The following is a 24,786-nucleotide window of genomic DNA, read 5'->3' as shown; positions in this document are numbered from 1 at the left end:
GCCTATATCGGCGGTGTCCACCTCTTCCCATTCCGAACAGAGAAGTTAAGCCCGCCAGAGCCAATGGTACTGCAGTAAAATGTGGGAGAGTAGGTCGGTGCCAACTTTTAAACAAAAGCCCTTCAGGTAACTGATAGGGCTTTTTTAATTTTAGGGGTACTATAAAATCCCTTCAAGGTAGGATATTAAAATAATAGTGACTAAGTACAATGCTGTCATTTACCCTTATGGTAAAGAGTCCTGATCCGGAAGGGCTTCTCTCCTAAACTTACAATTTACAGATTCCCCTATTAGAATAAACGTAGTCAAACTAAAAGCCTATAAAGTTTGGCTTTTGAAAAATACAGCAAGATTCAGATTGTACAATTGCTAAAAGCTTAAGACCTTTAATCCTTTGTTTAGATTATGAAACAGGATCAATTAAATTATGAACGTATTGCAAAGGCAATTGAATATATTCGATTGAACTTCAAGAAGCAGCCATCATTGGAAGAGATCGCTGAGGTTGTAAGTTTGAGTCCCTTTCATTTTCAACGTTTATTTACAGAATGGGCTGGCACCAGTCCGAAGAAATTCCTTCAATATATTAGTATAGCTTATGCAAGAAAGTTACTGAAGGAAACAGAGGCGTCTTTGTTTGATGTGGCCTATGAAACTGGACTTTCGGGTAACAGCCGATTGCATGAACTTTTTATTAATATAGAAGGTATGACTCCTGCTGAGTTTAAGAACGGAGGTAAGGACTTGCATATCCGGTACAGTTTTGTAACTAGTCCCTTCGGCCCTCTCCTACTTGCGTCTACTGAGAAAGGAGTTTGTTATATGGCCTTCTATGATAACCAGGAAAACGAACTGCTAAAGCTTAAATCTACATTTCCACAGGCTAATTATCTAGAAGGCTTTGATAAGATACAAGCGAATGCTCTTCTAATCTTTCAGAAAGACTGGACGAAGCTGGACCAGATCAAATTGCATTTAAAGGGGACCAGCTTTCAGTTGAAGGTATGGGAAAGTCTTTTAAAGATTCCAATGGGAAAGCTTTCTACTTACGGTTCTATTGCTCAAAGTATAAGCGTGCCTAATGCTTCACGCGCAGTAGGTACCGCTATTGGAAGTAATCCTGTTGCCTTTCTAATCCCCTGTCACCGTGTAATACAATCCTCCGGAAACCTTGGAGGCTATATGTGGGGATTAAACCGCAAATCGGCCATAATTGGTTGGGAAGCCTCCATCACAGATCCTCTTAACCTTATTTCTGAAAATCATTCTTAGTGAGGTTTTGAACAATTGTCCTGAAAGTAAGATTAACCCGAGGCGTTTTTATACGGGTTGAAGGAGGCAGACGATGCAACCAATGGGTCTGTGTAGTGCCAGCCATAATTAGTAAGCTTCCATGTTCAAGGAGCAGGGAAATGGTTTCCTTAGTTTCTTTATGTTTAAATGCAAATTTTCGTTCGGCTCCAAAGGATAGAGAGGCAATTGCTCCATTCTTTTTCAAATCCTTTTCTGCATCGCTATGCCAAGCCATTCCTTCCTCTCCATCATGGTAAAGGTTAAGCAGACAGGAATTAAATTGCTCTCCTGTTTGTTCTTCAACGATTGTTTTTAGTTCGTGTAACTCGGCAGTCCAAGGGATTGCTGTTTTAGTGCTATTGGAATAGGTATAGCTAAAATCTGAATCTCCATACCACGCTACCTTTCGCTTAGTATGAATGACCTTTCCAAAAATTATTGCTTCATCATTTTTCCAGTTAATAGAATTTAGCAGGACATTTAAATAATGGTCTGCTTCTTCCCTTTTGAGTACCTTACCGAAATACTTAACTATTCCATCTTTCGGCAAATAATTACTGTCTCTATTGGGTTCGCTGTTAAAGAGGTCCATTTTAAGAAATAAAGTAAATGCTGGCAAAGATGCTGAGAGTTTTCAGAAGGAACAATCCAGTTCTTGCTTTATTCCTCGTAATAATTTAACAGAAACTATATTATAAATAACGTCAGTTATTAACGGTTGACAAAGCTGGATCCCTGCCAGTGTTGCTTCTAAATTTCTTTTAACAATATTTGGAATGCTAAAAATATTAGCATTATTTTTGTATTGGTAAATGTATGGAACAGCGTATTTCAAAGAAGATCCTAATAGACAGACTGCAAAAGGAGATCCTTTTATTAGAGGGGTTTAAGCCTGCAACTGCAGGATCCCTGCGGTTTAAAGGGTTAGAGTCTATTGAAGCAGCTTTTCCTAATGCTGTATTTCCTACCGGTACTCTACATGAGTTTGTAAACCCTCTTCCTGAATATACTGCTTCTACCAGTGGATTTATTGCCGGGTTACTAACAGCAATGATGCGAAATACGGGGTATTGCCTTTGGATAAGTTGTAGCAGAAGCATCTTCCCTCCTGCTCTCAGAACTTTTGGAGTTGAGCCGGACCGGGTTATTTTTATTGATTTGGTAAAGGAGAAAGACGTTTTATGGGCAACTGAAGAAGCCTTAAAATGTAAAGGCCTGGTAGCTGTGATTGCAGAGGTAAAGGATATTAATTTCTCACAATCACGTCGTTTGCAATTAGTAATGGAGAGAAGTAAGGTTACTGGCTTTATTATGCTCAAGACAAAAGGTCAACTTACTTCAACAGCCTGTACTGCCCGATGGCAAATTAGTCCTATTGCCAGTGAACCTGAAGAGGGCTTGCCTGGACTTGGTTTTCCTCGTTGGAATATAGAACTGTTGAAAGTACGAAACGGAGATCCTGGTTCATGGAAGTTCGAATGGAGCTCTGAAGGATTTAAGCAAATAGTACAAAAATCATTTACAATCAATGTCGAGGAGGAAACACGAAAGGCTGGGTAGTATATGCAAAAGCGCTTTGTATCCATATGGTTCCGGTATCTTACTACCGACTGGCTTTGTATCCGCAAGCCTGAATTGTTTCATGTACCTTTTGTTTTTGCAGCTTCTATTCACAATCGCAAGGTGATTACCGCTGTAAACTCTATTGCTGAAGCAGATGGTATACTTACAGGAATGCCGGTAGCCGATGCCAAGGCAATGGTTCCGCAACTGGAAGTATTTGATGAAAAACAAGACAGGAATACTAAGTTATTGAAAGCCATCGGCGAGTGGTGCATCCGTTATAGCCCAACAGTCGCCCTTGATGCTCCTGATGGATTAGTACTTGATGTTACTGGTTGTACGCATTTGTGGGGAGGAGAGCTGCAATATCTGCAGGAATTAATCCATCGTTTTAAAAGCAAAGGATATTATATTCAAATAGCAATGGCTGATACTGTTGGAGCAGCCTGGGCTTTGGCTCGTTATGGTACAAATGGAAGTGTTGTTGAAAGCGGGAAACAGGCAGAAGCTCTATTATCCTTACCTCCTGCTGCTTTACGCTTAGAGATTGAAGTACTTCAGCGACTTCAAAAATTAGGGCTTTATAACATCCGCAGTTTTATCAGTATGCCCCGTTCTGTACTGCGAAGACGATTTGGGGAAGGTATGTTGCAGCGGTTGTCGCAAGCATTAGGTTCAGAGGAAGAACCTTTAGTTTCTATACATCTAGTAGAACCTTATCAGGAACGTCTTCCATGTTTAGAGCCCATCCGAACTGCATCAGGAATTGAAATCGCTATTCAAAAGCTGTTGGAAAGCTTGTGTCAACGCCTATATAAAGAAAGCAAGGGCATAAGAAAGGTTGTTTTGAAATGCTACCGTGTAGATGGCCGAATAGAGCAGGTTGAGATTGGTACTAATAAAGCTTCTCATCACATTCCTCACTTATTTAAGCTATTTGAATTAAAAATATCTTCTATCGAACCTGCATTAGGAATAGAGTTATTTGTGATAGAAGCAACCAAGGTTGAAGAGATATCGCCATCTCAGGAAGCTTTATGGTTAGAAAATGCGGGTAAGAATATGGAGGAGCTTAGTGAACTTCTAGATCGTCTTTCAGCCAGAATTGGTTCGGAAGCTATTCATAGGTATTTCCCGGATGAACACTTTTGGCCTGAAAGATCTATCCAGCTGGCATCGTCTATTATCGATAAACCTGCAGTTATATGGCCTACAGAAAAAAGCCGTCCCACTCTTTTGCTTAGTAGGCCAGATAAAATTGAAGTTACTGCCCCTATACCTGATTATCCTCCTATGACTTTCAGGTACAAGGGCAAGCTGCATTATGTTAAAAAGTCCGACGGGCCAGAGCGTATAGAAAGGGAATGGTGGTTAGAGGCTGGAGAGCATCGGGACTATTTCCAGGTAGAGGATGAGGAAGGAAAAAGGTATTGGCTGTTCAGGTCAGGTCATTATTCTGATACAGATACCTCTGATTGGTTTATTCATGGATTTTTTGCTTAAGAAAGGTAACTGTTATGCCATATGTAGAATTACAGGTAACCTCCAATTTTAGTTTCTTAAGAGGGGCTTCTCATCCAGAGGAGCTTGTTGAGCAGGCGGAATTGATGGGGTACTCAAAAATAGCAATCACTGATAGAAATACTTTCGCTGGGATTGTAAGAGCGCACTCAGCTTGTAAGGATAAGAAGATAAAACTTATTCCTGCTTGCCGGCTTGATTTATTAGATGGGCCCAGTTTGCTTGCTTATCCAACCTGTAAAAACGCCTATAGTAAGCTATCAGAATTATTGAGCAAAGGAAACCTTCGTACTGAAAAGGGGAAATGTGATCTATATAAGGCTGACGTTTTTAATATTGCCGGAGACATTAAATTTATAGCTATTCCTCCCGATGCTCTAAATTCTGATTTTGACTTTGATAACTCTTTTAAGGAAGGAATTATGGAATATAAAACCTTCTTTGGGAAAGACTTTTACCTTGCTGCCAGCAGATCATACCAGAACAATGATCATAAGAGACTTTATCGTTTAGACCAGTTATCCCGGCAGCTTTACATTCCATTAGTAGCAACTAACGACGTTCACTATCATGAACCTAAAAGAAGAGAGCTACAGGATGTATTAACTTGTGTACGCGAAAAATGTACTATTTACACAGCTGGTTTTAGACTTCATCAGAATGCGGAGCGATACTTGAAAGAACAGGAAGAGATGCATCGTTTGTTTAGCCGCTATCCGGATGCCGTTGCCAGGACTATTGAAATTGCTGAAGCTTGCCAGTTTTCTCTTGATGAACTAAAATATGTATACCCCGATGAGATAACTTCTGAAGGAAGGACACCGCAGGAAGAACTAATTCATCTTACCTGGAAAGGAGCACGGGAGCATTTTGGAGATGAGCTCCCTGAAAAGGTTGAGAAAGCAATTAAGCATGAATTAAATTTCATTGAAGAGAAAAATTACGCTAGTTACTTTCTTACAGTCTATGATATTGTTCGCTATGCGCGTGAGCAAAAGATCTTATGTCAGGGAAGAGGCTCTGCTGCTAATTCCACTGTTTGCTATTGTCTGGGAATTACTTCCGTTAATCCAAACAAGTTTGATCTGCTCTTTGAACGCTTTATTTCTTCAGCCAGGAATGAACCTCCGGATATTGATGTTGATTTTGAACACGAACGCCGCGAGGAAGTGATCCAATACATTTATAACAAATATGGCAGGGATAGAACAGCAATTGTAGCTACTGTTACCCAGCAGCATCAGAAAGGAGCAATGCGGGATGTAGGAAAGGTAATGGGATTGTCGCAGGATACCTTGAACCGGTTGGCTGGTGCTATATGGGAATTTACAACAGAATGGTTCGAGCCAGAGCGATTGATCGAACAAGGTTTAAATCCTGAAGATCCTTTGCTTAAAAAGGTTTTAGAGCTTACAGGACAGATGATGGGTTTCCCTCGGCAGTTAGGTCAGCATACAGGAGGCTTTGTGATTACACAGGGCAAAATTACAGAGCTATGTCCTATTCTAAATGCCCGGATGGAGAACCGCACCAATATTGAATGGAACAAGGACGATATTGATGCATTAGGATTTATGAAAGTGGATGTGCTGGCTTTAGGAATGCTGACTTGTATCCGTAAAGGATTCGACCTGGCAAAGAAGCATTACAATCTGGATTATACTTTAGCCAGTATTAACAAGGAGGAAGATCCCAAAGTTTATGATATGATCTGTGATGCCGATACCATAGGTGTTTTTCAGATTGAAAGTCGGGCTCAGCAAACCATGCTTCCAAGGCTAAAACCGCGATGTTTTTATGATCTTGTAATTGAGGTAGCCATTGTTCGGCCGGGCCCAATTCAAGGAGATATGGTGCATCCTTATTTGAGAAGAAGGAATAAAGAAGAAGATCCTGAGATACCTGTAGGATTGGAAGGTATATTAGGAAAGACTCTAGGTGTTCCTCTTTTTCAGGAACAGGCTATGCAAATTGCTATAGTAGCAGCAGGCTTTACTCCTGCTGAAGCTGATGAATTACGTCGAAGTATGGCTACCTTCAAAATGAAGGGCCTTGTAAGTAAGTTTGAGGAGAAGCTTATAAATGGGATGAAAGCCAATGGCTATGATGAGGAGTTTGCCAAGCGGGTTTTTAAGCAGCTGGAAGGCTTCGGAAGCTATGGTTTCCCTGAAAGCCATGCAGCTAGTTTCGCCTTATTGGTATATGTCTCCTGCTACCTTAAATATCATCATCCTGATGTTTTTGCAACGGCACTTCTAAACTCTATGCCGATGGGCTTTTATCAGCCTGCACAGATTGTAATTGATGCACGAAAGCATGGTGTAGAGGTACGAGAGGCGGATATTAATTATTCATCATGGGATAATCTGCTTGAGGAAAAGTCAGGAGATTATTTTGCCATTCGTATGGGTTTCCGCCAGATCAAAGGAATAAGGGAGGATGATATAGAGGCTTTGCTGAGAGGAAGAGGAGCCGGGTATAACAGTATTCCAGCACTACGCGATGCCGGAGTATCTCATACAGCTTTAGAGAAGTTAGCTGATGCTGATGCTTTCCGTTCGTTGGGGCTTGACAGGCGGCAAGCATTATGGGAAGTATCGGCATTGCATGACCGGCCCCTCGCTCTTTTTGAGGGCCAACCCTCTGCAAGTGTTACAGAAGCGCAGACTGAGCTTCCTTTAATGTCCACAGCAGAGCATGTAGTACAAGACTACGCCACTACTTCTTTATCACTTAAGGCTCATCCTGTTAGCTTCGTTCGAGATCAGCTTCGCCTCCTCCATATTCTATCCTCTAAAGAGATTACCGAAGCCAGAGAAGGAGCTTTAGTTAAGGTTGCCGGATTGGTTCTAGTACGGCAGCGGCCGGGAACGGCAGGAGGTGTTTGTTTTATTACTATTGAAGATGAAACTGGCTTTACTAACCTGGTTGTGTTTCAACAATTATTCGAGAAGTACCGCAAGGAGGTATTAGGAGCGAAATTGCTGATGGTTGAAGGAAAGTTGCAGAGAGAAGGTCAGGTAATACATGTGGTGGTTAGGAGATGCTTCGACCTTTCAAAGTTATTGAGAGGATTAACTAAAAAGGAGACAGATAATTTACCTATATTGACACTATCACGGGCGGATGAAAAAAGTCCTTTTCCTACAACTAATAAACGAACTCAAATTCGTGAAAATGCACAGGAAGAAAACTTTCCGAAAGCAAGGAATTTCAGATAGTCATAATAGCATGTAAATAAAAAAGGAGCCTATCCGGCTCCTTCCATATACTTTGAGTTCTAATCCTTCCTAAGCTTTATCACCCTCATCCAATGCAGAACTTTAATTACAGGGTATGAAGGGTCAATTTCCCACCACTTCTGTGCAAAGTTTACATCATTCGGTTTCTTATGGTGATTATTCTGAAATAATTCTCCTAACATTAAAAAATCAATTGGCAAGGTATTTCTGCTATGATCGTGATTATCAAAGTTCGAATAGCCATATTTATGTCCACACCAGTTAACAATAGCTCCATGTAATGGTCCCATTAGAAAGTGTAATGGAAGTAACAGAAAGAATAACCAGTGAGGTGCAAAAAGGATATAGAAAGCTATATATAGACCTATAAAGCAAATGCGAGTAAACCAAAGATCACCTATTCTGTCAATAATAGGCCATGTAGGATAACGATCACGGAATTGTGGTTCTGGCTCAGTCTTATGCTTTAGATAATTAAAGTATATGTTCTTGGTTTGAATCATCAAACCCCAAACATCTTTAATAAAGTGAGGAGAATGAGGATCTTTCTCTGTATCGCTATACGCATGATGCATACGGTGCATAATAGCATATGCTCTCGGGTTTAAGAAAGACGCTCCTTGAGCGAGAAAAGTGCCCATGTAGAAAAATCTTTCCCAGAAAAAGTTCATTTTAAACATTTTATGAGATGCATAGCGATGTAAAAAGAATGTTTGAAAGAACAACGACAGGAACCAGTGAGCCAGGAAGAAAATAAGAATAATGGTCATTAAAATATGGTAATAGTATATATAATCGTTTAGAAACAGCTTTAATTGTGCGGGCTTAATCCAAACAACTGATTTATTTAAAAGTAAACGGTAACATTAAGCAAACAGTTTATACTTTTAAAAAAAAGGCGGTCCGAGAACCGCCTTCTTGTTTTATTTAGATAAGTACATGGACTTCTCTTTGTAAAGCTTAACGAAGTACGGATCGTGCAGGTCTTTAATAAACCTGATGGCTTCTCCCGTCGACTTCATTTCAGGGCCTAACTGCTTATTTACTTCAGGGAACTTATCGAAAGAGAATACAGGTTCTTTAATGGCATAACCTTCTAGTTTTCTAACAATTGTGAAGTCTTTAAGTTTGTTAACACCTAACATGATCTTAGCGGCAATGTTGATATAAGGAACATCATAAGCTTTTGCAATGAACGGAACTGTACGTGATGCACGAGGATTTGCCTCAATTACGTATACTTTTTCATCTTTAATTGCAAACTGAATGTTCAAAAGACCGCTAACATTAAGTGCTTTTGCCAATTTGATGGTGTACTCTTCCATTTGTCTGATTACGTTTTCAGACAAGTTAAATGGAGGAAGAACTGCACTAGAATCTCCAGAGTGGATACCAGCAGGTTCGATATGCTCCATTAAACCTACAATATGTACATCTTCTCCGTCGCAGATTGAATCTGACTCAGCCTCTTCAGCTCTGTCAAGGAAGTGGTCAATTAGTACACGGTTACCTGGAAGATCTCCTAGTAATTTTACCACTGCATTTTCAAGGTCTGCATCGTTGATCACAATGCTCATACCCTGACCGCCTAAAACGTAGCTTGGACGAACAAGAACCGGGTAACCAACGTGGTGAGCTACTTCTAAAGCTTCTTCAGCAGTTTCTGCAACTCCGTAACGTGGATATGGAATATCTAAATCTCTAAGCAGGTCAGAGAAACGACCTCTGTCTTCAGCGATATCCATATTATCGAAAGATGTTCCGATAATCTTAATCCCTTTTTCATGAAGCTTTTCAGCCATTTTAAGAGCTGTTTGCCCTCCTAACTGAACAATAACTCCTTCAGGTTTTTCAAGATCGATGATCTCACGTACATGTTCCCAGAAAACAGGCTCGAAGTATAACTTATCGGCCATGTTGAAGTCTGTAGATACCGTTTCAGGGTTACAGTTGATCATGATAGACTCAAAGCCACATTCTTTAGCAGCTAAAAGGCCGTGAACACAAGAGTAATCAAACTCGATACCTTGTCCGATACGGTTAGGACCTGACCCTAGTACGATAATTTTCTTTCTGTCGCTTACTACAGATTCGTTTTCATCTTCGAATGTAGAGTAGTAGTAAGGGGTTTGTGCAGGGAATTCGGCAGCGCAAGTATCAACCATCTTGTAAACACGACGGATACCCAACTCTTTTCTGCGCTCATAAACTTCATCTTCTGTAACGTTACCTAATAACCAGGAAATCTGTACATCAGAGAACCCTTTCTGCTTAAGGGTGCAGAAAAAGTCTTTAGGGATATTATATAACGAGTAGCGTTTAAGTTCCTGCTCCAGTTGAACAAGCTCTTGAATCTGTACAAGGAACCACTTGTCGATCTTAGTAGCTTTACGTATAGATTCTAAAGGAACTCCTAAACTGAACGCATCTTTTAATAAGAAGATACGATTCCAGCTTGGATGCTCTAAACCGTACATTATTTCTTCAAGGTTACGGTTTTGTCTGCCGTCGGCACCTAAGCCAGCGCGGCCAATTTCCAATGATTGACAAGCTTTTTGAAGCGCTTCAATGAATGTACGGCCGATACCCATTACCTCTCCTACGGCTTTCATTTGAAGGCCTAGTTCCATATTGGCACCCTTAAATTTGTCGAAGTTCCAACGAGGGATCTTTACAATGACATAATCAAGAGTTGGTTCGAAGTATGCTGAAGTTGTTTTTGTAATTTGATTTTCAATCTCATCAAGGTTGTAACCAATTGCAAGCTTAGCAGCAATTTTAGCGATTGGGTAACCAGTAGCTTTTGATGCAAGAGCTGATGAGCGGGAAACCCGAGGGTTAATCTCGATAGCAATGATAGCTTCAGTAGCTGGATCAACTGAGAACTGAACGTTACAGCCTCCAGCAAAGTTACCAATAGCGCGCATCATCTTGATCGCCTGGTTCCGCATGTCTTGATAACAACGGTCGCTTAAGGTCATAGCAGGAGCAACTGTAATTGAGTCTCCGGTATGGATACCCATCGGGTCAAAGTTCTCAATAGAACAGATGATAATTACATTGTCTTTGCTGTCGCGCAGAAGCTCCAACTCGTATTCTTTCCAACCTAGAACTGCTTTTTCTACAAGTACTTCGTGCGTTGGAGATGCTTGAAGACCGCGACTTAAAGCTGCATCAAAATCTTCTTTCTTATGTACGAAACCGCCTCCGGTTCCTCCAAGTGTATATGAAGGACGAATTACCAGCGGAAAACCAATTTCCTGCGCAGCTTCTTTTCCTTCAAGGAAAGAGTTTGCAATTTTTGAAGGAGCAACCCCTACACCAATGTCTACCATTAACTGGCGGAATTCTTCGCGGTTCTCTGTTTTCTCAATTGCGGCAACGTCAACACCAATAATGCGGACGCCATATTTTTCCCATATGCCGCGTTCTTCTGCTTCTTTACAAAGGTTAAGCGCAGTTTGGCCACCCATTGTAGGAAGAACAGCGTCAATGTGGCGCTCTTGTAAAATCTTCTCGATACTATCGCAGGTTAGCGGCCATAAATAAACATGATCGCCGATGACATTGTCTGTCATGATAGTTGCCGGGTTGGAATTGATAATGGATACTTCAATTCCTTCGTCTTTTAACGATAAAGCAGCTTGCGAACCTGAATAATCGAACTCAACGGCCTGACCGATGATAATTGGTCCTGAACCGATAATCAGGACTGATTTAATAGAGGTGTCTCTTGGCATTAGGGCTAAATTATTTTTATTTCTAAAAGTCGGATGACTTGAGAATCAAGAGGAAATCTTGTCTGTGAAGAAAAAATCCCGACTTGATTGTCGGGATGCAAAGGTATAAAAAAATAGATTTTTACAGAACTGTAAAATGAATCTTATCATTTATTTTATTGAAATTATTCTTTATAAGTAACTTTATAGAGCGGTATGACTTTTAATAGTGATTTTCAAGGTCTCTAAAGCCAAATTCAGAAGGTTCTCAAATAAGTAACAACGTTAATTGAAGTTCATTATAATCGGCAACGTGTAAGACACTCTTACAGGTATTTCCTGTTGTTTCCCGGGTTGCCAACCTTTTAATCGCTTAAGTACCCGCACTGCTTCTTCAGCAGTACCATAACCCGGATTTGATAAAATTTTTATAGCCGTGACAGGTCCATCACTTTCACCAAAAACTAAAACTATTCTTAATAGCAATTGTTAAACATAGATATTTTTCACACGCACACACTCATGAAAAAGATAATAATAGGATTCATTGCTATTGCCGCGCTCGCTGGTTGTAGTACCCTGCAATCCATTGTACGATCTACGTTGCCCTACACTGCCACTTTGATTATTCCTGCATCTACCAGCACCGGAACCGCACGTTCTGCCGTTAGTCAGGCTAGCAGTGTTGATCAACTGTTTGGGACTAAAACTAACTCTCAAATTAAAGAGGTTAGAATTGCTTCGGCTCGTATTGAAGCAAGCAACCCTTCAAGCCAAAACCTTGGAGTTTTCAGTTCTGTAAAATTATATCTTTCCAGAAGTGATGGCTCCGGGGAGGTTCTGGTTGCTCAAAGGTCAGATGTAAGCGCCTCTTCAGGTTCAAGCCTTGTATTAGATATTGATAATTCACGTTTCCTGGATGATATTATTAAAAGTTCATCTGCACGTTTAAGAATGGAATATGTGTTAAGGAATCAGCTAAATACAGATGTTAGCGTAAGAGCAAGTCTTGGCTTCTCTTCCGCCCCTGCCCAGTAGGTACTATTTCTTCATAATAATTGTTTGGTTAATGATGCCTCCCCAAAAGGGAGGCTTTTTTGTGGGCCGTAATTGATTCTAAAATTCCACGGCCCTATTATGTACCTTTACAGCTGATGGAAATAACTGAACTATTCTCACTTGTAGTAAAGCAGTTTGAAGCAACTACTTCCCTGGAGTGGCTTGGTATTGTTACTACCCTGGCCTGTATCTACCTTGCTGCTAAAGAGCATATTTTAAACTGGCCAGTTTCCATTATAGCTTGCGGTGCTTATGCAGCTCTCTATTATCAATATAAGCTCTATGGCGACTCTTACCTTCAGATATACTTTCTTTTAACCGCCATATATGGTTGGATTTATTGGATTAAAAATAAGGAACAGCACGATAAACCAGTGGTCAGCCTTAATTCAAGAGAAGGGCTTTACACCGTATTAGCAATTGCAATTTTCACATTAGCTTTAAGTAAATATCTTGACGAGTTTACCGATACCGACGTTCCTTACGCAGATGGTTTCTGCACCGCAATGAGTTTCGTAGCCCAATTTCTGATGACAAGGAAGGTGCTTCAAAATTGGTTACTTTGGATTATTGTAGATATATGCTATGTGCCATTGCTGTTATATAAGAATCTTGCATTTACTGCCTTATTATATTTGATCCTGGTAGGCCTAGCTACTAAAGGGTATTTTGATTGGAAGAAAACATGGAAGTTAAGCCAGTAAAGAAAATAGCAGTTGTCGGACCTGAATCAACAGGAAAATCTACGCTTTCTGAACAATTAGCTAAGCATTATAATACTGTTTGGGTACCTGAATATGCGCGTGCGTATTGTGAAGCTTTAACGGCACCATGTACCTGGCAGGATGAAATTAATATGTTTCATGGGCAACTTAAACTTGAAAAGGAACTTCTGCCCAAGGCTAAGCAGCTTCTGATTTGTGATACTACGTTTATTACAGTAAAGATTTGGAGCGATTATACTTTTGGTAAAGCCCCACAAGAAGTCTTAGACGAATTACCTAAACATACTTATGACCTTTACCTCTTAATGGACATTGACCTGCCTTGGCAAGAGGATCCACTGCGCGATTTTCCACACCTCCGGGAACATTTTATGCAGGTTTGGTATAAAGAGCTACAGGATTTAAATGCCTCCTTTGTTACCATATCTGGAACTGATCAGGAAAGGCTTTCTAATGCGATTAATGCTATAGATCAATATCTTAACAAATATTAACATTAAAATTCAAGAAGGAATGTTACTTTTGTAGTGTTGGTGAAACATATTTCCTTAAAAGATACCCGTCTTTAAGGATTCCATAAAAGAAATTTTCAACAGGTTCAGTTTAAGGTGAATAGAGGGAAATAGTAATTGTATTAGATTTAACTGTAGCTTGGTAATTTAATTTGGCTTACCTCAATAAGCATACATACGTTCTTTTTAAATTAATGATCGAAAGAAAGCCCTCCACCAGGAGGGTTTTTTGTTTTTATAGCCTCCAACATAATCCATTTTAGTTTGACCCTTCCCTTAAATCACGCTAGTCTGATAATTTTTTGTAAAAAAACCTTCCTTTTATGCAACACTCAAAAATTACCTGCGTCTATTAACCTGAAGCTAAATAATTTGGAAGCTGTATACATTGACCCGCATTTCAGCCTGGTGGTTGAGTGTAAAGAAGGAAATCGGAAAGCGCAATTTGAATTGTACAAGCTTTATTCTAAAGCCATGTATAATGTAGCAATGCGGATTCTTAATAATGCCGATGAAGCAAGTGACATGCTGCAGGAGTCATTCATCGATGCATTCTTAAGGATCAAGGAGTTTCGTCAGGAATCCAGCTTTGGAATGTGGGTCAAGCAGATAGTTGTCAATAAGTGTATATCACAGCTACGTAAAAGGAAATTCGAATTTCTATCGGTAGAAGATGTTGATCTTTCTGAAATTGCCGATGAGGATGAGTTTGATGAAGAAGAACTTCAATTTCAGGTAGAGGAAGTGAAAAAGGCAATCCAGTTGCTGCCCGAAGGTTACCGAATCGTATTGTCGCTCTATCTGCTGGAGGGTTATGATCATGAAGAAATTGCTTTCATTCTCAAGATCACCGAGAATACCTCCAGAACGCAGCTGTTAAGGGCGAAAAGGAAGCTGATGGATTTATTAACAAGAATTAAAGCGAAGGATATCTAAGATATTTATGGAAAAGAGAGAAAGATTAGAACAGTTTATTAGAGATAACCGCAGAGAGTTTGATGAGTTTGAACCTTCTCCAGAACTATGGAAAAGGATTGAAAATGGTTTGGATGAAGCTGAGAAAAAACAGCCAAAGAAGGACAAGGTGGTAAAACTGAAGATAGTATTACGAATAGCCGCTATGTTTTTATTGTTTAGCACTTTTGGTATCCTTTATATCAGGCATCAAATGAAGGCTCCTATTGATATCGCCAGCATTGATCCTGAATTAGCAAAACAGCAATCCCATTATGTCTCAGTAATTGAATTTAAAAGAGAGGAACTTATTCAGATAAGAAACCAGGAGCCCGAATTATATCAGGAGTTTTCTTCAGAGCTCGAGAAACTTCAGACTAATTATAAAAAGCTTCAGAAAGACTTGAAGACGAGTCCGAATCAGGAAGTAACACTAAAAGCAATGATTAAAAACTTGCAGGTGCAGGCACAGGTACTTAATCAGCAGTTGTCGGTCATAGAACAATTAAAGCAGTTGAGAGGAACTCAAAATAATGAAAACAAAGGTATTTAATATAGTGCTTCTTTGTGTTTTGTTTACAAGCCTTGTGCATGGACAAAACCAGATTTTAGGGCCAAAGGAGCTTAGTGAACTAAAGCGCCTTGAGTCGCTTGACCAGGAGATAAATTCAAAAGTAGTAGAAAAGCTGTCGCAGTGTTTGGCCCAATTGAATGGGGAGAAATTAGCGGTGCTCCGTTTAGAGCGACCTAAATTGAATGTACCAGAGGTTCCCCAGGCCCCTGGCGCTCCAGATATTCCGGAGCCACCTGATTTTAATCAATTTGATTTTCAGGATTCCAGGTTCTCTGAAAAAAGTAAAAGCATCGTCAGAGAGTATAAGGTTGATGGTAATGACAAGCTTGCAATTGATAATCAGTTTGGAAATGTGCAGGTAAATAGTTGGAGTAATAATTCGATAAAAGTAGAGATATCTATAAAGGCTTTTGAAAGAGATGATGAAAAAGCCGAAGAGCTATTAAATAATGTATCTATTTCAGAATCGAAAGAGCATAATGTTATTGGATTTGTTACCCATATTGCCAGAGCAAACAGAGGAGGCGATTTCTGGGGCATCAGACGTTTGAACGGAGTAACCGAAAGAAGAGGGGTTGAAGTAAATTATACGATATATATGCCTTCTAAAAATCCTCTTGATGTAACTAATAAGTATGGTAATGTTACTCTTCCTGTTTTAAGCGGAATTGTAAATGCTAATTGTTCTTATGGTAATCTCCGCGCCGATAAGCTTTTAAATTCAGCTAACAGGATTAAAGTTGCCTATGGAAAAGCTAATATTGATGAGTTGAAGGCAGCCAATCTTGATATTGCTTACGGAGGTCTAACTTTAGAGTCGGCAGATAATCTTAATGCAACAGTAAGCTATTCTTCTGCCAAAATTGGGAAACTATCAGGTGATGGGTCTGTGAACGTACGATACTGTGGAGGCTTTAAGATTGCTGAAGTGGATAGGAAAATAAAAACGTTAAATGTAGATGCTGCTTATTCGAATGTTTCTTTAAGCTTTGAACCAGCTGCTAGCTTTGATTTCGATGTCACTGTAAGTTATGGTGGTTTTAACTATGGTGATGATAAAGTGGTGGTTGTAAACAGGTCGCCTGAAACTAATTCGAGAGGACCACATTTTACCAAAAATTACAAGGGGCAAATTGGGAAAGGCTCTGATGCTAAGGTAGTTGTAAATTCCAAATATGGGTCGGTACATTTTAATTAGGCTTAATTAAGCACTATCATAAGTTCTTTTTAAATTAATGATTAAAACCTTCCCCCCATGGGAGGGTTTTTTTGTTTTAAACGCTTACATTCTCTATTGTTTATACTTATGGAAATTTTATCGAATCCTGAAATCTGGATCTCTCTTATCACATTAACGGTATTGGAAATTGTATTAGGTATCGACAACATTATTTTTATTTCGATCTTAGCGGGGAAGCTTCCTGGTCACGAGCAGAAAAAGGCCAGGCAAACAGGCCTTGCTCTGGCAATGTTCACACGCATTTTGCTATTGCTTTCTTTAAGCTGGATTATGAAGTTAACTACCCCTTTGTTTAATATCGGCGAATGGATAGGTGTAAGCAATACTTCTCTGATTGAAAAGATGGCTATTTCAGGGCGGGATCTCATCCTGCTGGTTGGAGGCTTGTTCCTTATTTATAAAAGTACCAGCGAAATTCATGAGAAATTGGAGGGAGCAGAGCATACACAAGAAGGGGGAAAAGTACATTCTTTCACCGGTGTAATTATTCAGATCCTGATTCTTGATATCGTATTTTCCCTCGATTCTGTAATCACTGCAGTTGGAATGGCAGATGAAGTAGCAGTTATGATTGCTGCGGTAATTATAGCAGTTATTATAATGATGTTTGCGGCAGGTAGTATAAGTACATTTGTGAATAATCACCCAACGGTGAAAATGCTTGCCTTGTCGTTTTTACTGCTAATAGGAGTGTCTTTATTGGCAGAGTCATTTGAACAGCACATCCCTAAAGGTTATATTTATTTTGCAATGGCATTCTCTGTATTAGTGGAGATGTTAAATTTGAAGATGAAAGCAAAAGCAGAAAAGCCTTTGCATTTAAGGAATACTCCCGAAGGGAACTCTGATGAGAAGGCATTATAATCTTACCATAACTTCGCTGAATAATTGCACTGTAAGCAAGGATAACTTGCTGCTGGAATATATGACAAAGCTGCCATCTGATATATCTGTGTTAATAGTAGGTGCTGGTCCCTCCGGACTAATGATGGCAGCTCAATTATTGCGAAACGGCATTCACCCGGTAATTATAGATTCTAAAATCAAGGCTACCTCAGAGTCAAGGGCAATTGTAGTTCAAGCACGATCATTAGAGATTTTCAGGCAGTTGGGTTTGGATACATCACTGATCAGGCAAGGTAACATTGTTAAGGAGATTGCGATTCATTCAGATATTGACGAAGTAACAACAATAGATTTTTCTTTACTGGCTGATGATAGTACCGCTTTCCCTTATGTATTGATCCTGGAGCAAAGCAAAACTGAGCGGATATTAATTGATTATCTCACTTCGAATGCTTGTCCCATTTATTGGAATACCGAGTTGCTGAATTTGGATCAAACAGATGATGGAGTATTGGTAAACATATGCCGGAATGGTGAGCAGCAAGTTTTAAGTGCTCGTTGGTTGGTGGGAGCAGATGGAGCTTCAAGTAATGTTCGTACTAAACTTGGAATAGGCTTTAAAGGTGGTGTATACAAAAATCGCTTTTACCTTGCTGATTTGAAGCTTCCACAAGAGATAGGGCAGGAATCCATACGTATACTTCTTAAAAATGAAGGGTTTGTAAGTTATTTTCCTATGGGGGAAGGTAACGTTCGATTTATAGGAGTTCTGCCACAAACACTAGAGCAGAGAACTATGGTAACCTTCCAGGATATAAAGCCTTATTTAACATACACGCTTGGTTTTTCAACACAACAGGAGTACCTCACATGGTTCTCTGTTTACAAGGCCCATCGTCAGATTGCTGAGGTGTTCAGATCCCGGAACTGTTTTCTGATAGGAGATGCCGCCCATGTTCATTCTCCTATCGGGGGACAAGGGATGAACGCAGGTTTACAAGATGCGTATAATTTAGCCTGGAAACTTGCAGGAGTTGTTAGGGGAGATTTTGATCCGAAAATACTCAGAACTTACGAGGAAGAAAGAATGCCTGTTGCAAAGCAATTATTAAGAACTACCGATAGAGTGACTAGTTGGGTAATGTTTCAAAATGGGTTAATTAAGACTTTTAGAAATTGGGTGCTTCCCAAATTAGTTCCATTGTTTTGGTCTACTGAAAGAATGAGAAAGCAGGTTTTTACATTGCTATCTCAAACGGGTATCACTTATAGAGGAAAAAGGTTATCGGTTGATCATAGTAGTAGTAAGAAAGTTAAGGCAGGAGATCGGCTGCCCTACCTTACTATATTTGATGAGAAAACTGGAAAAGAAACAGATCTGCATAGTTGGAGTTTGAAGACAGGTTTTACTCTTCTTGTGGTAGGGAAACTAAATGACCGGGATCTATTCCTTTTAGCTAAATGGATAACTGACACGTACCCTAGGGGACTAAACTTTTATTATTTGCCTCCCTCAGAAAAGAATAAGCATTTCTTCGAGTATTTTGAGGTTAGTGAGAAAAGTAAAAAAGCCTTAATCATAAGGCCTGATATGCACATTGGTTATCTCAATGATGCTGTTGTTATCGAAATGCTTGACATTTATCTGAAGGAAGCCATGGGCTGGAGAAAATAAATAAGCAACTCTCTAAAGCTCAAAATATTCCCAGTTCTTCCTTTTTCTTATCACCGTAAGCCCATTCTTCATTCTCATTCAACTCGCGGCCCTTATACTCTCCGTAACGAATAATAACATAAGCCAGGTAGACAATAATAAGAGGTGAGAAGAAAAACATTATCCATACTGTCCGCTCAAACCCTGTATGGAGAAGAATCAAAAATATCAATAGGTACAGGCTTGCAAAGCTTATAGCAAAATTTGTGTTCTTTAACATAGGTGTTTTTTTATAACAACCTGATCTTAAATGATTTGTTTGCTTGTAAAAGTGTTTGCCGAGCCTTGGTTGGTCTAATTATCCGTGAATGGTTTCTTTTTTTCCGTAGTTCTGAATCACCTCTGCCTCAAAGCTCAGGAATTCTTCCCAACGTTTATCAACATCAATACCTTCTCCATACTTTTTTGCCAGTTTGATAAAAGTAGTGTAGTGGGTAGCTTCGCTTATCATAAGCTCGTGGTAGAAAGCAGAAAGCTTTTCATCATCGATGTTTTCTGAAAGCACTTTGAAACGTTCACAGCTGCGAGCTTCTATCATCGCCGAAAATAACAGACGGTCAATAAGTTGATGTTGTCTTCCGCCGCCCTTAATTATAAACTTAGCTAACTCGTTCACATAATCATCTTTACGTTCACGACCAAGAATATAACCGCGCTCCAGTATTATATCGTGTACCCTTTTGAAGTGATCCATTTCTTCCTGAACCAGCAAGGCCATCTCCTGAACCAAATCAGACAAATTGGGATTCTGTACGATAAGGGTAATGGCATTACTAGCTGCTTTTTGCTCACAAAAGGCATGATCTGTTAGTATCTCTTCAATATTGCTTTCTACAACATTTTTCACCCAGCGAGGGTCTGTAGGAAGCTTTAGTTTAAGGATTGTTTTCTCGGTGCTCACACTGCAAAGTTAAGACTTATTGCTTTGAATGAAGAAAGGTTGATTTTAACCTTATAATAAAAGCTAGTTGTTTATCCGTACAAATTTTTGCTATCGATGAACTTAAATACATTATTAGGAACCATGTATTGTACGCTTTTCCCTTCTTTTATAGCTCTACGAATAAAGGTAGATGAAATTTCCATAACAGGGGTATCTGTTATGCTGATTGAGGGATGAGATGCAAGTTCCTGATTGTCATATCCCGGACGCGGGTAAACCAGAATTTTATAATCCCTTAGTATAATTTCATAATTTTTCCACTTCTTAAGCGAAGTTAGGTTATCTGCCCCCATAATTAGTGTGAACTGATGCTCCGGATACCGCTCCTGTAAATGGATCAGCGTGTCGATGGTATAAGAAGGTTGTGGAAGTTTAAATTCAATATCACTTATTTTGATCCTGTCATTATCTTCTGTTGCAAGCCTTGCCATTTCTAGTCTATCATACATATTAGCCAGGCTGCTTTTAACCTTTAAAGGGTTATGTGGAGAGACAATAAGCCAGACGCTTTGCAAGTCTGAATAATTAGCCATGTAATTAGCTATAATTAAATGACCTACATGTATTGGATTAAAGGAACCAAAAAATAAACCTACTTTCATGCTTTTTTATCCCCTGTGAGGATTCTACAAACAATCAAAGAGCCTAAAGGTTAAAAGTTTTATTTTTCGCCAAAGAGAAATGCTCTTACAATCTTTTCTGCTTCTTCACATGCGGTTTGAAGATCATTGTTAGGAAGAATGATATCAAAGCGCTCCGCATATTGAAGTTCCTTGCCTGCTTTATCGATCCTTTCTTTTAGCTTCTCAGGACTGTCGGTGCCTCTTCCTCCCAATCTTTGTATAAGAACTTCCAGGGATGGCGGTTGAACAAAAATAGCAAGAGCATTGTCTTCGTATTTTTTCTTCAGGCGTAAGCCTCCTTCAACATCTATGTCGAACACTACATGTTTGTCTGCATCCCAGATACGCTGGATCTCCGATTTTAATGTTCCGTAAAAAGTTCCTGAATAAACTTCTTCGAATTCAACAAACTCGTGCTTGGCTACCTTATGAAGGAACTCCTCTTTGGTGATAAAATAATAATCTTTTAAGTTTTCTTCCGTTCCGCGAGACTCGCGGGTAGTTGCAGAAATAGAAAACTCCAATTGAGGGATCTTTGATAAAAGGTAATGAACAATAGTGGTTTTACCTGCACCAGAAGGAGCTGAAAATATTACGAGTTTGCCCTGAGTCATCTTAATTTATTAAAGTTTTAAGTCAGAGTTTCATTGTTATCTTGACTTTATACTTTCTTTTATAGTACGTTTAATAGTTGTTCCTTAATTTTTTCCAGCTCTTCTTTCATGCCAACAACTACTTGCTGAATACCAGCATCATTAGCTTTTGAGCCCATAGTATTGATCTCGCGACCGATCTCCTGAGAAATGAAGCCTAATTTTTTTCCATTTGCATCAGGCGATTTTAAAGCTTTCAGGAAATAATCGCAGTGGCTTTTCAATCGAACTTTTTCCTCGGTTATATCAAGCTTATCAATGTAGAATATCAGCTCCTGCTCAAAGCGGTTATCGTCGATATTCTCCTTACCTACGTATTCGTTAAGAAGCTGGTTAATACGTTCGCGAATTACCGGAATACGTCTTGGTTCAAGTTCTTCTACTTGTTTGAGTGCCGTTAATATATTATTTATGCGAAGGACAAGATCCTTTTCAAGAATTCCTCCCTCATCTTTTCTGAATCTTTGGAAACTTTCAAGGGCATCCGAAAAGGTGCCTTGCAGCTGCAGCCACTCTTCTTCAGATACCAAGTCTTCGTTGAATTGAATAACTTCCGGAAAACCTAATGCAAGTTGTAATAGATTTGATGCATTATCTCCTAGTTCGCTTGCAGTATCCTTCAGTTGATTATAATATATTTTAAGCAGATCAGAATCGATGTGAGCTGCTTTTTTTTCACTTTCAGGATATTCGATAGTAAAGGTGATAGTCACTTTTCCCCGTTCGATATGCTTACTGCATTCATTACGAAGAATAAGTTCTTTGTCTGAAAAGGATTTAGGTAGCTTAAGAGCAAGTTCGAGAAACTTACTGTTAAGTGACTTAATCTCTACGGTGTATTTAGCATTGGCAAAATCCTTAGCAGCAATACCGTAACCTGTCATGGATTTAATCATAAGTCAAAGATAGAATTTATTTCCCTATACTTGTCGTTATAACTAGCATCTATAACCCCATATATACATGAAGTACGTTAGTTTTTCAGATGAACCCTTGGTAACCCCCGATGACTTTTTTATGAATGAGGCATTGAAGGAAGCTAAAAAGGCACTTGCTGAGGACGAGGTGCCAATTGGAGCAGTTATAGTTTCGAATGGCAGGATTATAGGAAGGGGATATAACCTGACAGAAAGGCTCAACGATGTAACCGCTCATGCAGAAATGCAGGCATTTACTGCTGCTGCGAATTTTTTAGGTGGAAAGTATCTGAAAGATTGTACGCTTTATGTTACAGTAGAACCTTGTGTAATGTGTGCAGGTGCTTCTTACTGGACACAGATCAGTAGAATTGTTTATGGAGCACATGATCTTAAATTAGGCTTTCGTCGTATCAATCAGCGCCTTACACACCCTAAAACAGAAGTCATAGGCGGAATCAGGGAGAATGACTGTGCGAGTCTTATGAAAGATTTCTTTTTGAGCAAAAGAAACAAAACCTGACATCTGTCTGAACAATTTTTTTAAGCATAAGTTATCTTTGTGCTGAAATATGTTTAACCCTAATAAAATATAAATATGGCTTTTGAATTACCAGCGTTACCATACGCTTCTGATGCCCTTGAACCGCATATCGACAAGGCTACAATGGAAATACACCACGGCAAACACCACAATGCTTATGTTACTAATTTAAACAATGCAGTTGCTGGTTCTGATGCTGAAAGCAAAAGTTTAGAAGAACTGCAAGCAAACATCTCTTCTTACGCTCCGGCTGTTCGTAACAATGGCGGTGGTCACTTTAATCACTCTTTGTTCTGGACTGTAATTGGCCCTAATGCAGGTGGTGAGCCTACAGGCGAATTAGCTCAGGCTATCAACGAAGCTTTCGGTTCATTCGAAGACTTCAAAAAGAAATTCAGTGAAGCTGCTGCAACTCGCTTTGGTTCTGGATGGGCTTGGTTAAGCGTCGCTGCTGATGGTAAATTACAGGTATCTTCTACTCCTAACCAGGACAACCCGTTAATGGATGTTGCTGATGTTAAGGGAACTCCAATCTTAGGCTTGGATGTATGGGAGCATGCTTATTATTTAAACTATCAAAACCGTCGTCCAGATTATATCGCTGCATTTTGGAATGTAGTTAACTGGAGCGCTGTAGCAGAGCGTTACGCACAAGCAAAATAGTTCATTAGTAGGAAAAAAACATTTTGTCATGAAGTAGTGTATTTAATAGTACACTACTTTTTTATTTTAATTCTATGACAAAAAACATATTTTTCTCTATAGCAATGATGGTAACCATGTTACTGTCTAGTTGCGAATTAGTAGGCGATATATTTAAGACAGGTGTTTATACTGGTGTCATTATCGTTGTTGTTGTAATCGCCTTGATTATCTGGCTGATTCGAAAAGTTTTCAGATAATTTAAAAGGTTTCCATCAGCGCTTTATTGCTGCTATTTAACATATCCTGGGGTATAATTTCCAGGATTTCTTTTTTAAGCGAATTAATAAGGCCTCTTTTAAGGAAGTTTCGATGGGTAACAATACTTATCTCTCTTGCAGGTACTGGTTCTCCAAACCTTCGCACTTTTTTCATCTGCTCAGACGAGAAATCTGAAAGACTTAGTTCGGGAAGAATAGTGATCCCGGCATTCAGATCTACCATTCTTTTCAATGTTTCTACGCTACCTGTATTGTATTCGAAAGATCTGATACCATTAGTTGCTGTCTTCTTTTTACAGATGTTCAATACCTGATTTCGCATACAATGTCCTTCATTTAACAGCCAGGTTTCCTCGATATTAATATCATCTACACAAATGTTCTCTTTGTTGACAATACTGCTGTTGCTGGACGAATACACCACGAAGTCTTCATAAAACAAGGGGATTTCCTGAAGACTTTTATCTTCTAACGGCGTGGATAGAATACCACAATCCAACAAACCTATTTTTAGGTTCTGAATAATCTGCTCGGTAGTATATTCCCATATAGATAATTGAACTTTAGGATACTTAGCAGTAAAGCTCATAATTACTTTAGGCAATAGATACGGCGCAATAGTGGGAATAACACCGACTTTTAATTCGCCCGCCAACTCATTTTTATGAGCAGCAATTAATTCCTGCAATTTCGTGCTTTCTGCAAGAATAAGTCTTGCTTGTTCTATAACTTGTTGACCAATGTCGGTCGGAATTACAGGTTGTTTACTTCGATCGAATAACTTTACTCCCAAGTTCTCCTCCAGTTTTTGTATCTGCATACTTAAGGTAGGTTGGGTAACAAAGCATTTTTCTGCAGCTGTAACGAAACTTCTGTAAGTATCAACTGCTACAATATATTCTAACTGAACAAGTGTCATATAGTGTACATCTATTCAAAGATAAATAATATCAATTTCTTTTATTTCATCTTTTTGTAGAAGTTTGAACTGCTGAAGTAAAAATAGGCTTTGGTTTAAACAAATTCGAAGGAGGATAGAATGAAAATACAAGTAATTATTTTGCCGGTGCTTGGCAAGCTAAGGGCGCTTATGCTGATGTGGTAGTTAGCAAGAAAAAAATAATAAACACGAATTACACGAATTACACGAATTACACGAATTACACGAATTACGTTAATATCTATATAAAAAAAGGAGGCTGTTGTAAAACGCCTCCTTTG

General features: G+C 39.3%; 24 protein-coding genes and 1 rRNA gene. 15 read left to right on the top strand and 10 right to left on the bottom strand.

Going from position 1 to position 24,786, the window contains the following annotated elements; all coding sequences use genetic code 11:
- Together rrf and J4N24_RS21885 are read left to right on the top strand one after the other, a co-directional pair.
- Window positions 1-106: ribosomal RNA gene (gene rrf / locus J4N24_RS21890) — 5S ribosomal RNA — on the top strand; the annotation flags it as partial.
- A gap of 296 nt (window positions 107-402) precedes the next feature.
- Complete coding sequence (locus tag J4N24_RS21885; RefSeq protein WP_369806253.1) at window positions 403-1,272, top strand: bifunctional helix-turn-helix domain-containing protein/methylated-DNA--[protein]-cysteine S-methyltransferase; 870 nt, start codon at window positions 403-405, stop codon at window positions 1,270-1,272.
- On the opposite strand, the gene J4N24_RS21880 is transcribed toward J4N24_RS21885, so the two are convergent.
- Complete coding sequence (locus J4N24_RS21880) at window positions 1,250-1,885, bottom strand: alpha-ketoglutarate-dependent dioxygenase AlkB family protein (protein ID WP_207535883.1); 636 nt, start codon at window positions 1,883-1,885, stop codon at window positions 1,250-1,252. The genes J4N24_RS21885 and J4N24_RS21880 overlap by 23 nt on opposite strands.
- Before the next feature lie 224 nt (window positions 1,886-2,109).
- Here J4N24_RS21880 and J4N24_RS21875 point away from each other — a divergent pair, with 224 nt between their 5' ends.
- Genes J4N24_RS21875 through J4N24_RS21865 form a run of 3 tightly spaced genes read left to right on the top strand, consistent with a single transcriptional unit; the run spans window position 2,110 to window position 7,598 of the window.
- Window positions 2,110-2,853, top strand: a complete 744-nt coding sequence (locus tag J4N24_RS21875; protein WP_207535882.1) for an ImuA family protein — start codon at window positions 2,110-2,112, stop codon at window positions 2,851-2,853.
- 3 nt (window positions 2,854-2,856) lie between these two features.
- On the top strand, window positions 2,857-4,359 hold the full coding sequence (locus J4N24_RS21870; RefSeq protein WP_207535881.1) for a Y-family DNA polymerase: 1,503 nt from the start codon (window positions 2,857-2,859) through the stop codon (window positions 4,357-4,359).
- 14 nt (window positions 4,360-4,373) lie between these two features.
- Entirely contained in the window at window positions 4,374-7,598 is a 3,225-nt protein-coding gene (locus J4N24_RS21865) for an error-prone DNA polymerase (RefSeq protein WP_207535880.1), read from the top strand.
- A gap of 59 nt (window positions 7,599-7,657) precedes the next feature.
- Here the strand turns inward: J4N24_RS21865 and J4N24_RS21860 are convergent, their stop codons facing one another.
- The 3 genes from J4N24_RS21860 to J4N24_RS21850 all read right to left on the bottom strand — a co-directional run bounded on the left by J4N24_RS21860 (window position 7,658) and on the right by J4N24_RS21850 (window position 11,824).
- Window positions 7,658-8,389 carry an acyl-CoA desaturase gene (locus J4N24_RS21860; RefSeq protein WP_207535879.1) on the bottom strand — a complete coding sequence of 244 codons (732 nt, stop codon included), beginning with the start codon at window positions 8,387-8,389 and terminating at the stop codon, window positions 7,658-7,660.
- A gap of 153 nt (window positions 8,390-8,542) precedes the next feature.
- Complete coding sequence (carB, locus tag J4N24_RS21855) at window positions 8,543-11,359, bottom strand: carbamoyl-phosphate synthase large subunit (RefSeq protein ID WP_207535878.1); 2,817 nt, start codon at window positions 11,357-11,359, stop codon at window positions 8,543-8,545.
- A 264-nt stretch (window positions 11,360-11,623) separates the two neighbouring features.
- Window positions 11,624-11,824, bottom strand: a complete 201-nt coding sequence (locus J4N24_RS21850; RefSeq protein WP_207535877.1) for an energy transducer TonB — start codon at window positions 11,822-11,824, stop codon at window positions 11,624-11,626.
- Window positions 11,825-11,860: 36 nt separating this feature from the next.
- Between J4N24_RS21850 and J4N24_RS21845 the strand changes: the two genes are divergently transcribed.
- The 8 genes from J4N24_RS21845 (at window position 11,861) to J4N24_RS21810 (ending at window position 18,923) form a co-directional block, all read left to right on the top strand.
- Window positions 11,861-12,376, top strand: a complete 516-nt coding sequence (locus tag J4N24_RS21845; protein ID WP_207535876.1) for a lipoprotein — start codon at window positions 11,861-11,863, stop codon at window positions 12,374-12,376.
- 116 nt (window positions 12,377-12,492) lie between these two features.
- Window positions 12,493-13,101 carry a nicotinamide riboside transporter PnuC gene (gene pnuC, locus J4N24_RS21840; protein ID WP_207535875.1) on the top strand — a complete coding sequence of 203 codons (609 nt, stop codon included), beginning with the start codon at window positions 12,493-12,495 and terminating at the stop codon, window positions 13,099-13,101.
- Window positions 13,083-13,616, top strand: a complete 534-nt coding sequence (locus J4N24_RS21835; protein ID WP_207535874.1) for an AAA family ATPase — start codon at window positions 13,083-13,085, stop codon at window positions 13,614-13,616. The genes pnuC and J4N24_RS21835 overlap by 19 nt, the downstream gene beginning before the upstream one ends.
- Window positions 13,617-14,006: 390 nt before the next feature.
- Window positions 14,007-14,570, top strand: coding sequence for an RNA polymerase sigma factor (locus tag J4N24_RS21830; RefSeq protein ID WP_207535873.1), 564 nt, complete (start codon window positions 14,007-14,009; stop codon window positions 14,568-14,570).
- A 7-nt stretch (window positions 14,571-14,577) separates the two neighbouring features.
- Window positions 14,578-15,141: a hypothetical protein gene (locus J4N24_RS21825; RefSeq protein ID WP_207535872.1), complete on the top strand. Its 564-nt coding sequence runs from the start codon at window positions 14,578-14,580 to the stop codon at window positions 15,139-15,141.
- A complete protein-coding gene (locus J4N24_RS21820) occupies window positions 15,122-16,360 on the top strand; it encodes a DUF4097 family beta strand repeat-containing protein (protein ID WP_207535871.1) in 1,239 nt (412 codons plus the stop codon). Before J4N24_RS21825 ends, J4N24_RS21820 begins: the two co-directional genes overlap by 20 nt.
- A gap of 108 nt (window positions 16,361-16,468) precedes the next feature.
- Complete coding sequence (locus tag J4N24_RS21815) at window positions 16,469-17,266, top strand: TerC family protein (RefSeq protein ID WP_207535870.1); 798 nt, start codon at window positions 16,469-16,471, stop codon at window positions 17,264-17,266.
- On the top strand, window positions 17,250-18,923 hold the full coding sequence (locus J4N24_RS21810) for an FAD-dependent oxidoreductase (protein ID WP_207535869.1): 1,674 nt from the start codon (window positions 17,250-17,252) through the stop codon (window positions 18,921-18,923). Before J4N24_RS21815 ends, J4N24_RS21810 begins: the two co-directional genes overlap by 17 nt.
- Before the next feature lie 19 nt (window positions 18,924-18,942).
- Here J4N24_RS21810 and J4N24_RS21805 read toward each other — a convergent pair whose 3' ends face one another.
- The 5 genes from J4N24_RS21805 to J4N24_RS21785 form a co-directional block, all read right to left on the bottom strand.
- The gene (locus J4N24_RS21805; protein WP_207535868.1) at window positions 18,943-19,182 is read right to left on the bottom strand and encodes a hypothetical protein; all 240 of its coding nucleotides are present in this window, start codon (window positions 19,180-19,182) and stop codon (window positions 18,943-18,945) included.
- Between the two features lie 78 nt (window positions 19,183-19,260).
- On the bottom strand, window positions 19,261-19,863 hold the full coding sequence (locus J4N24_RS21800) for a MiaE family protein (protein ID WP_369806252.1): 603 nt from the start codon (window positions 19,861-19,863) through the stop codon (window positions 19,261-19,263).
- Window positions 19,864-19,934: 71 nt separating this feature from the next.
- Window positions 19,935-20,507: a nicotinate (nicotinamide) nucleotide adenylyltransferase gene (gene nadD, locus J4N24_RS21795; RefSeq protein ID WP_207535867.1), complete on the bottom strand. Its 573-nt coding sequence runs from the start codon at window positions 20,505-20,507 to the stop codon at window positions 19,935-19,937.
- A 59-nt stretch (window positions 20,508-20,566) separates the two neighbouring features.
- Window positions 20,567-21,142, bottom strand: coding sequence for a guanylate kinase (gmk, locus tag J4N24_RS21790; RefSeq protein ID WP_207535866.1), 576 nt, complete (start codon window positions 21,140-21,142; stop codon window positions 20,567-20,569).
- Between the two features lie 59 nt (window positions 21,143-21,201).
- A complete protein-coding gene (locus tag J4N24_RS21785) occupies window positions 21,202-22,077 on the bottom strand; it encodes a YicC/YloC family endoribonuclease (protein ID WP_242691766.1) in 876 nt (291 codons plus the stop codon).
- 67 nt (window positions 22,078-22,144) lie between these two features.
- Here J4N24_RS21785 and J4N24_RS21780 point away from each other — a divergent pair, with 67 nt between their 5' ends.
- Both J4N24_RS21780 and J4N24_RS21775 read left to right on the top strand, forming a co-directional pair.
- Window positions 22,145-22,621: a nucleoside deaminase gene (locus tag J4N24_RS21780; protein ID WP_207535865.1), complete on the top strand. Its 477-nt coding sequence runs from the start codon at window positions 22,145-22,147 to the stop codon at window positions 22,619-22,621.
- A gap of 75 nt (window positions 22,622-22,696) precedes the next feature.
- The gene (locus J4N24_RS21775) at window positions 22,697-23,305 is read left to right on the top strand and encodes a superoxide dismutase (RefSeq protein WP_207535864.1); all 609 of its coding nucleotides are present in this window, start codon (window positions 22,697-22,699) and stop codon (window positions 23,303-23,305) included.
- A gap of 240 nt (window positions 23,306-23,545) precedes the next feature.
- On the opposite strand, the gene J4N24_RS21770 is transcribed toward J4N24_RS21775, so the two are convergent.
- Entirely contained in the window at window positions 23,546-24,484 is a 939-nt protein-coding gene (locus tag J4N24_RS21770; RefSeq protein WP_207535863.1) for a hydrogen peroxide-inducible genes activator, read from the bottom strand.
- Window positions 24,485-24,786: the final 302 nt, after the last annotated feature.

The sequence above is a fragment of the Desertivirga arenae genome (assembly GCF_017355785.1).
Classification (GTDB): domain Bacteria; phylum Bacteroidota; class Bacteroidia; order Sphingobacteriales; family Sphingobacteriaceae; genus Desertivirga; species Desertivirga arenae.
The sequence above is the reverse complement of the archived record's forward strand: the minus strand, read 5'-3'. Positions and strand labels throughout refer to the sequence as shown.

Excerpts from the sequence above, each read along its gene's own strand:
- J4N24_RS21780 (WP_207535865.1), top strand. The coding sequence starts at position 22,145 with ATGAAGTACGTTAGTTTTTCAGATGAACCCTTGGTAACCCCCGATGAC.
- J4N24_RS21845 (WP_207535876.1), top strand. The coding sequence starts at position 11,861 with ATGAAAAAGATAATAATAGGATTCATTGCTATTGCCGCGCTCGCTGGT.
- J4N24_RS21835 (WP_207535874.1), top strand. The coding sequence starts at position 13,083 with ATGGAAGTTAAGCCAGTAAAGAAAATAGCAGTTGTCGGACCTGAATCA.
- J4N24_RS21810 (WP_207535869.1), top strand. The coding sequence starts at position 17,250 with ATGAGAAGGCATTATAATCTTACCATAACTTCGCTGAATAATTGCACT.
- J4N24_RS21775 (WP_207535864.1), top strand. The coding sequence starts at position 22,697 with ATGGCTTTTGAATTACCAGCGTTACCATACGCTTCTGATGCCCTTGAA.
- nadD (WP_207535867.1), bottom strand. The coding sequence starts at position 20,507 with ATGAAAGTAGGTTTATTTTTTGGTTCCTTTAATCCAATACATGTAGGT.
- J4N24_RS21825 (WP_207535872.1), top strand. The coding sequence starts at position 14,578 with ATGGAAAAGAGAGAAAGATTAGAACAGTTTATTAGAGATAACCGCAGA.
- J4N24_RS21870 (WP_207535881.1), top strand. The coding sequence starts at position 2,857 with ATGCAAAAGCGCTTTGTATCCATATGGTTCCGGTATCTTACTACCGAC.
- J4N24_RS21860 (WP_207535879.1), bottom strand. The coding sequence starts at position 8,389 with ATGACCATTATTCTTATTTTCTTCCTGGCTCACTGGTTCCTGTCGTTG.
- J4N24_RS21805 (WP_207535868.1), bottom strand. The coding sequence starts at position 19,182 with ATGTTAAAGAACACAAATTTTGCTATAAGCTTTGCAAGCCTGTACCTA.
- pnuC (WP_207535875.1), top strand. The coding sequence starts at position 12,493 with ATGGAAATAACTGAACTATTCTCACTTGTAGTAAAGCAGTTTGAAGCA.
- gmk (WP_207535866.1), bottom strand. The coding sequence starts at position 21,142 with ATGACTCAGGGCAAACTCGTAATATTTTCAGCTCCTTCTGGTGCAGGT.
- carB (WP_207535878.1), bottom strand. The coding sequence starts at position 11,359 with ATGCCAAGAGACACCTCTATTAAATCAGTCCTGATTATCGGTTCAGGA.
- J4N24_RS21875 (WP_207535882.1), top strand. The coding sequence starts at position 2,110 with ATGGAACAGCGTATTTCAAAGAAGATCCTAATAGACAGACTGCAAAAG.
- J4N24_RS21815 (WP_207535870.1), top strand. The coding sequence starts at position 16,469 with ATGGAAATTTTATCGAATCCTGAAATCTGGATCTCTCTTATCACATTA.
- J4N24_RS21880 (WP_207535883.1), bottom strand. The coding sequence starts at position 1,885 with ATGGACCTCTTTAACAGCGAACCCAATAGAGACAGTAATTATTTGCCG.
- J4N24_RS21785 (WP_242691766.1), bottom strand. The coding sequence starts at position 22,077 with ATGATTAAATCCATGACAGGTTACGGTATTGCTGCTAAGGATTTTGCC.
- J4N24_RS21820 (WP_207535871.1), top strand. The coding sequence starts at position 15,122 with ATGAAAACAAAGGTATTTAATATAGTGCTTCTTTGTGTTTTGTTTACA.
- J4N24_RS21865 (WP_207535880.1), top strand. The coding sequence starts at position 4,374 with ATGCCATATGTAGAATTACAGGTAACCTCCAATTTTAGTTTCTTAAGA.
- J4N24_RS21770 (WP_207535863.1), bottom strand. The coding sequence starts at position 24,484 with ATGACACTTGTTCAGTTAGAATATATTGTAGCAGTTGATACTTACAGA.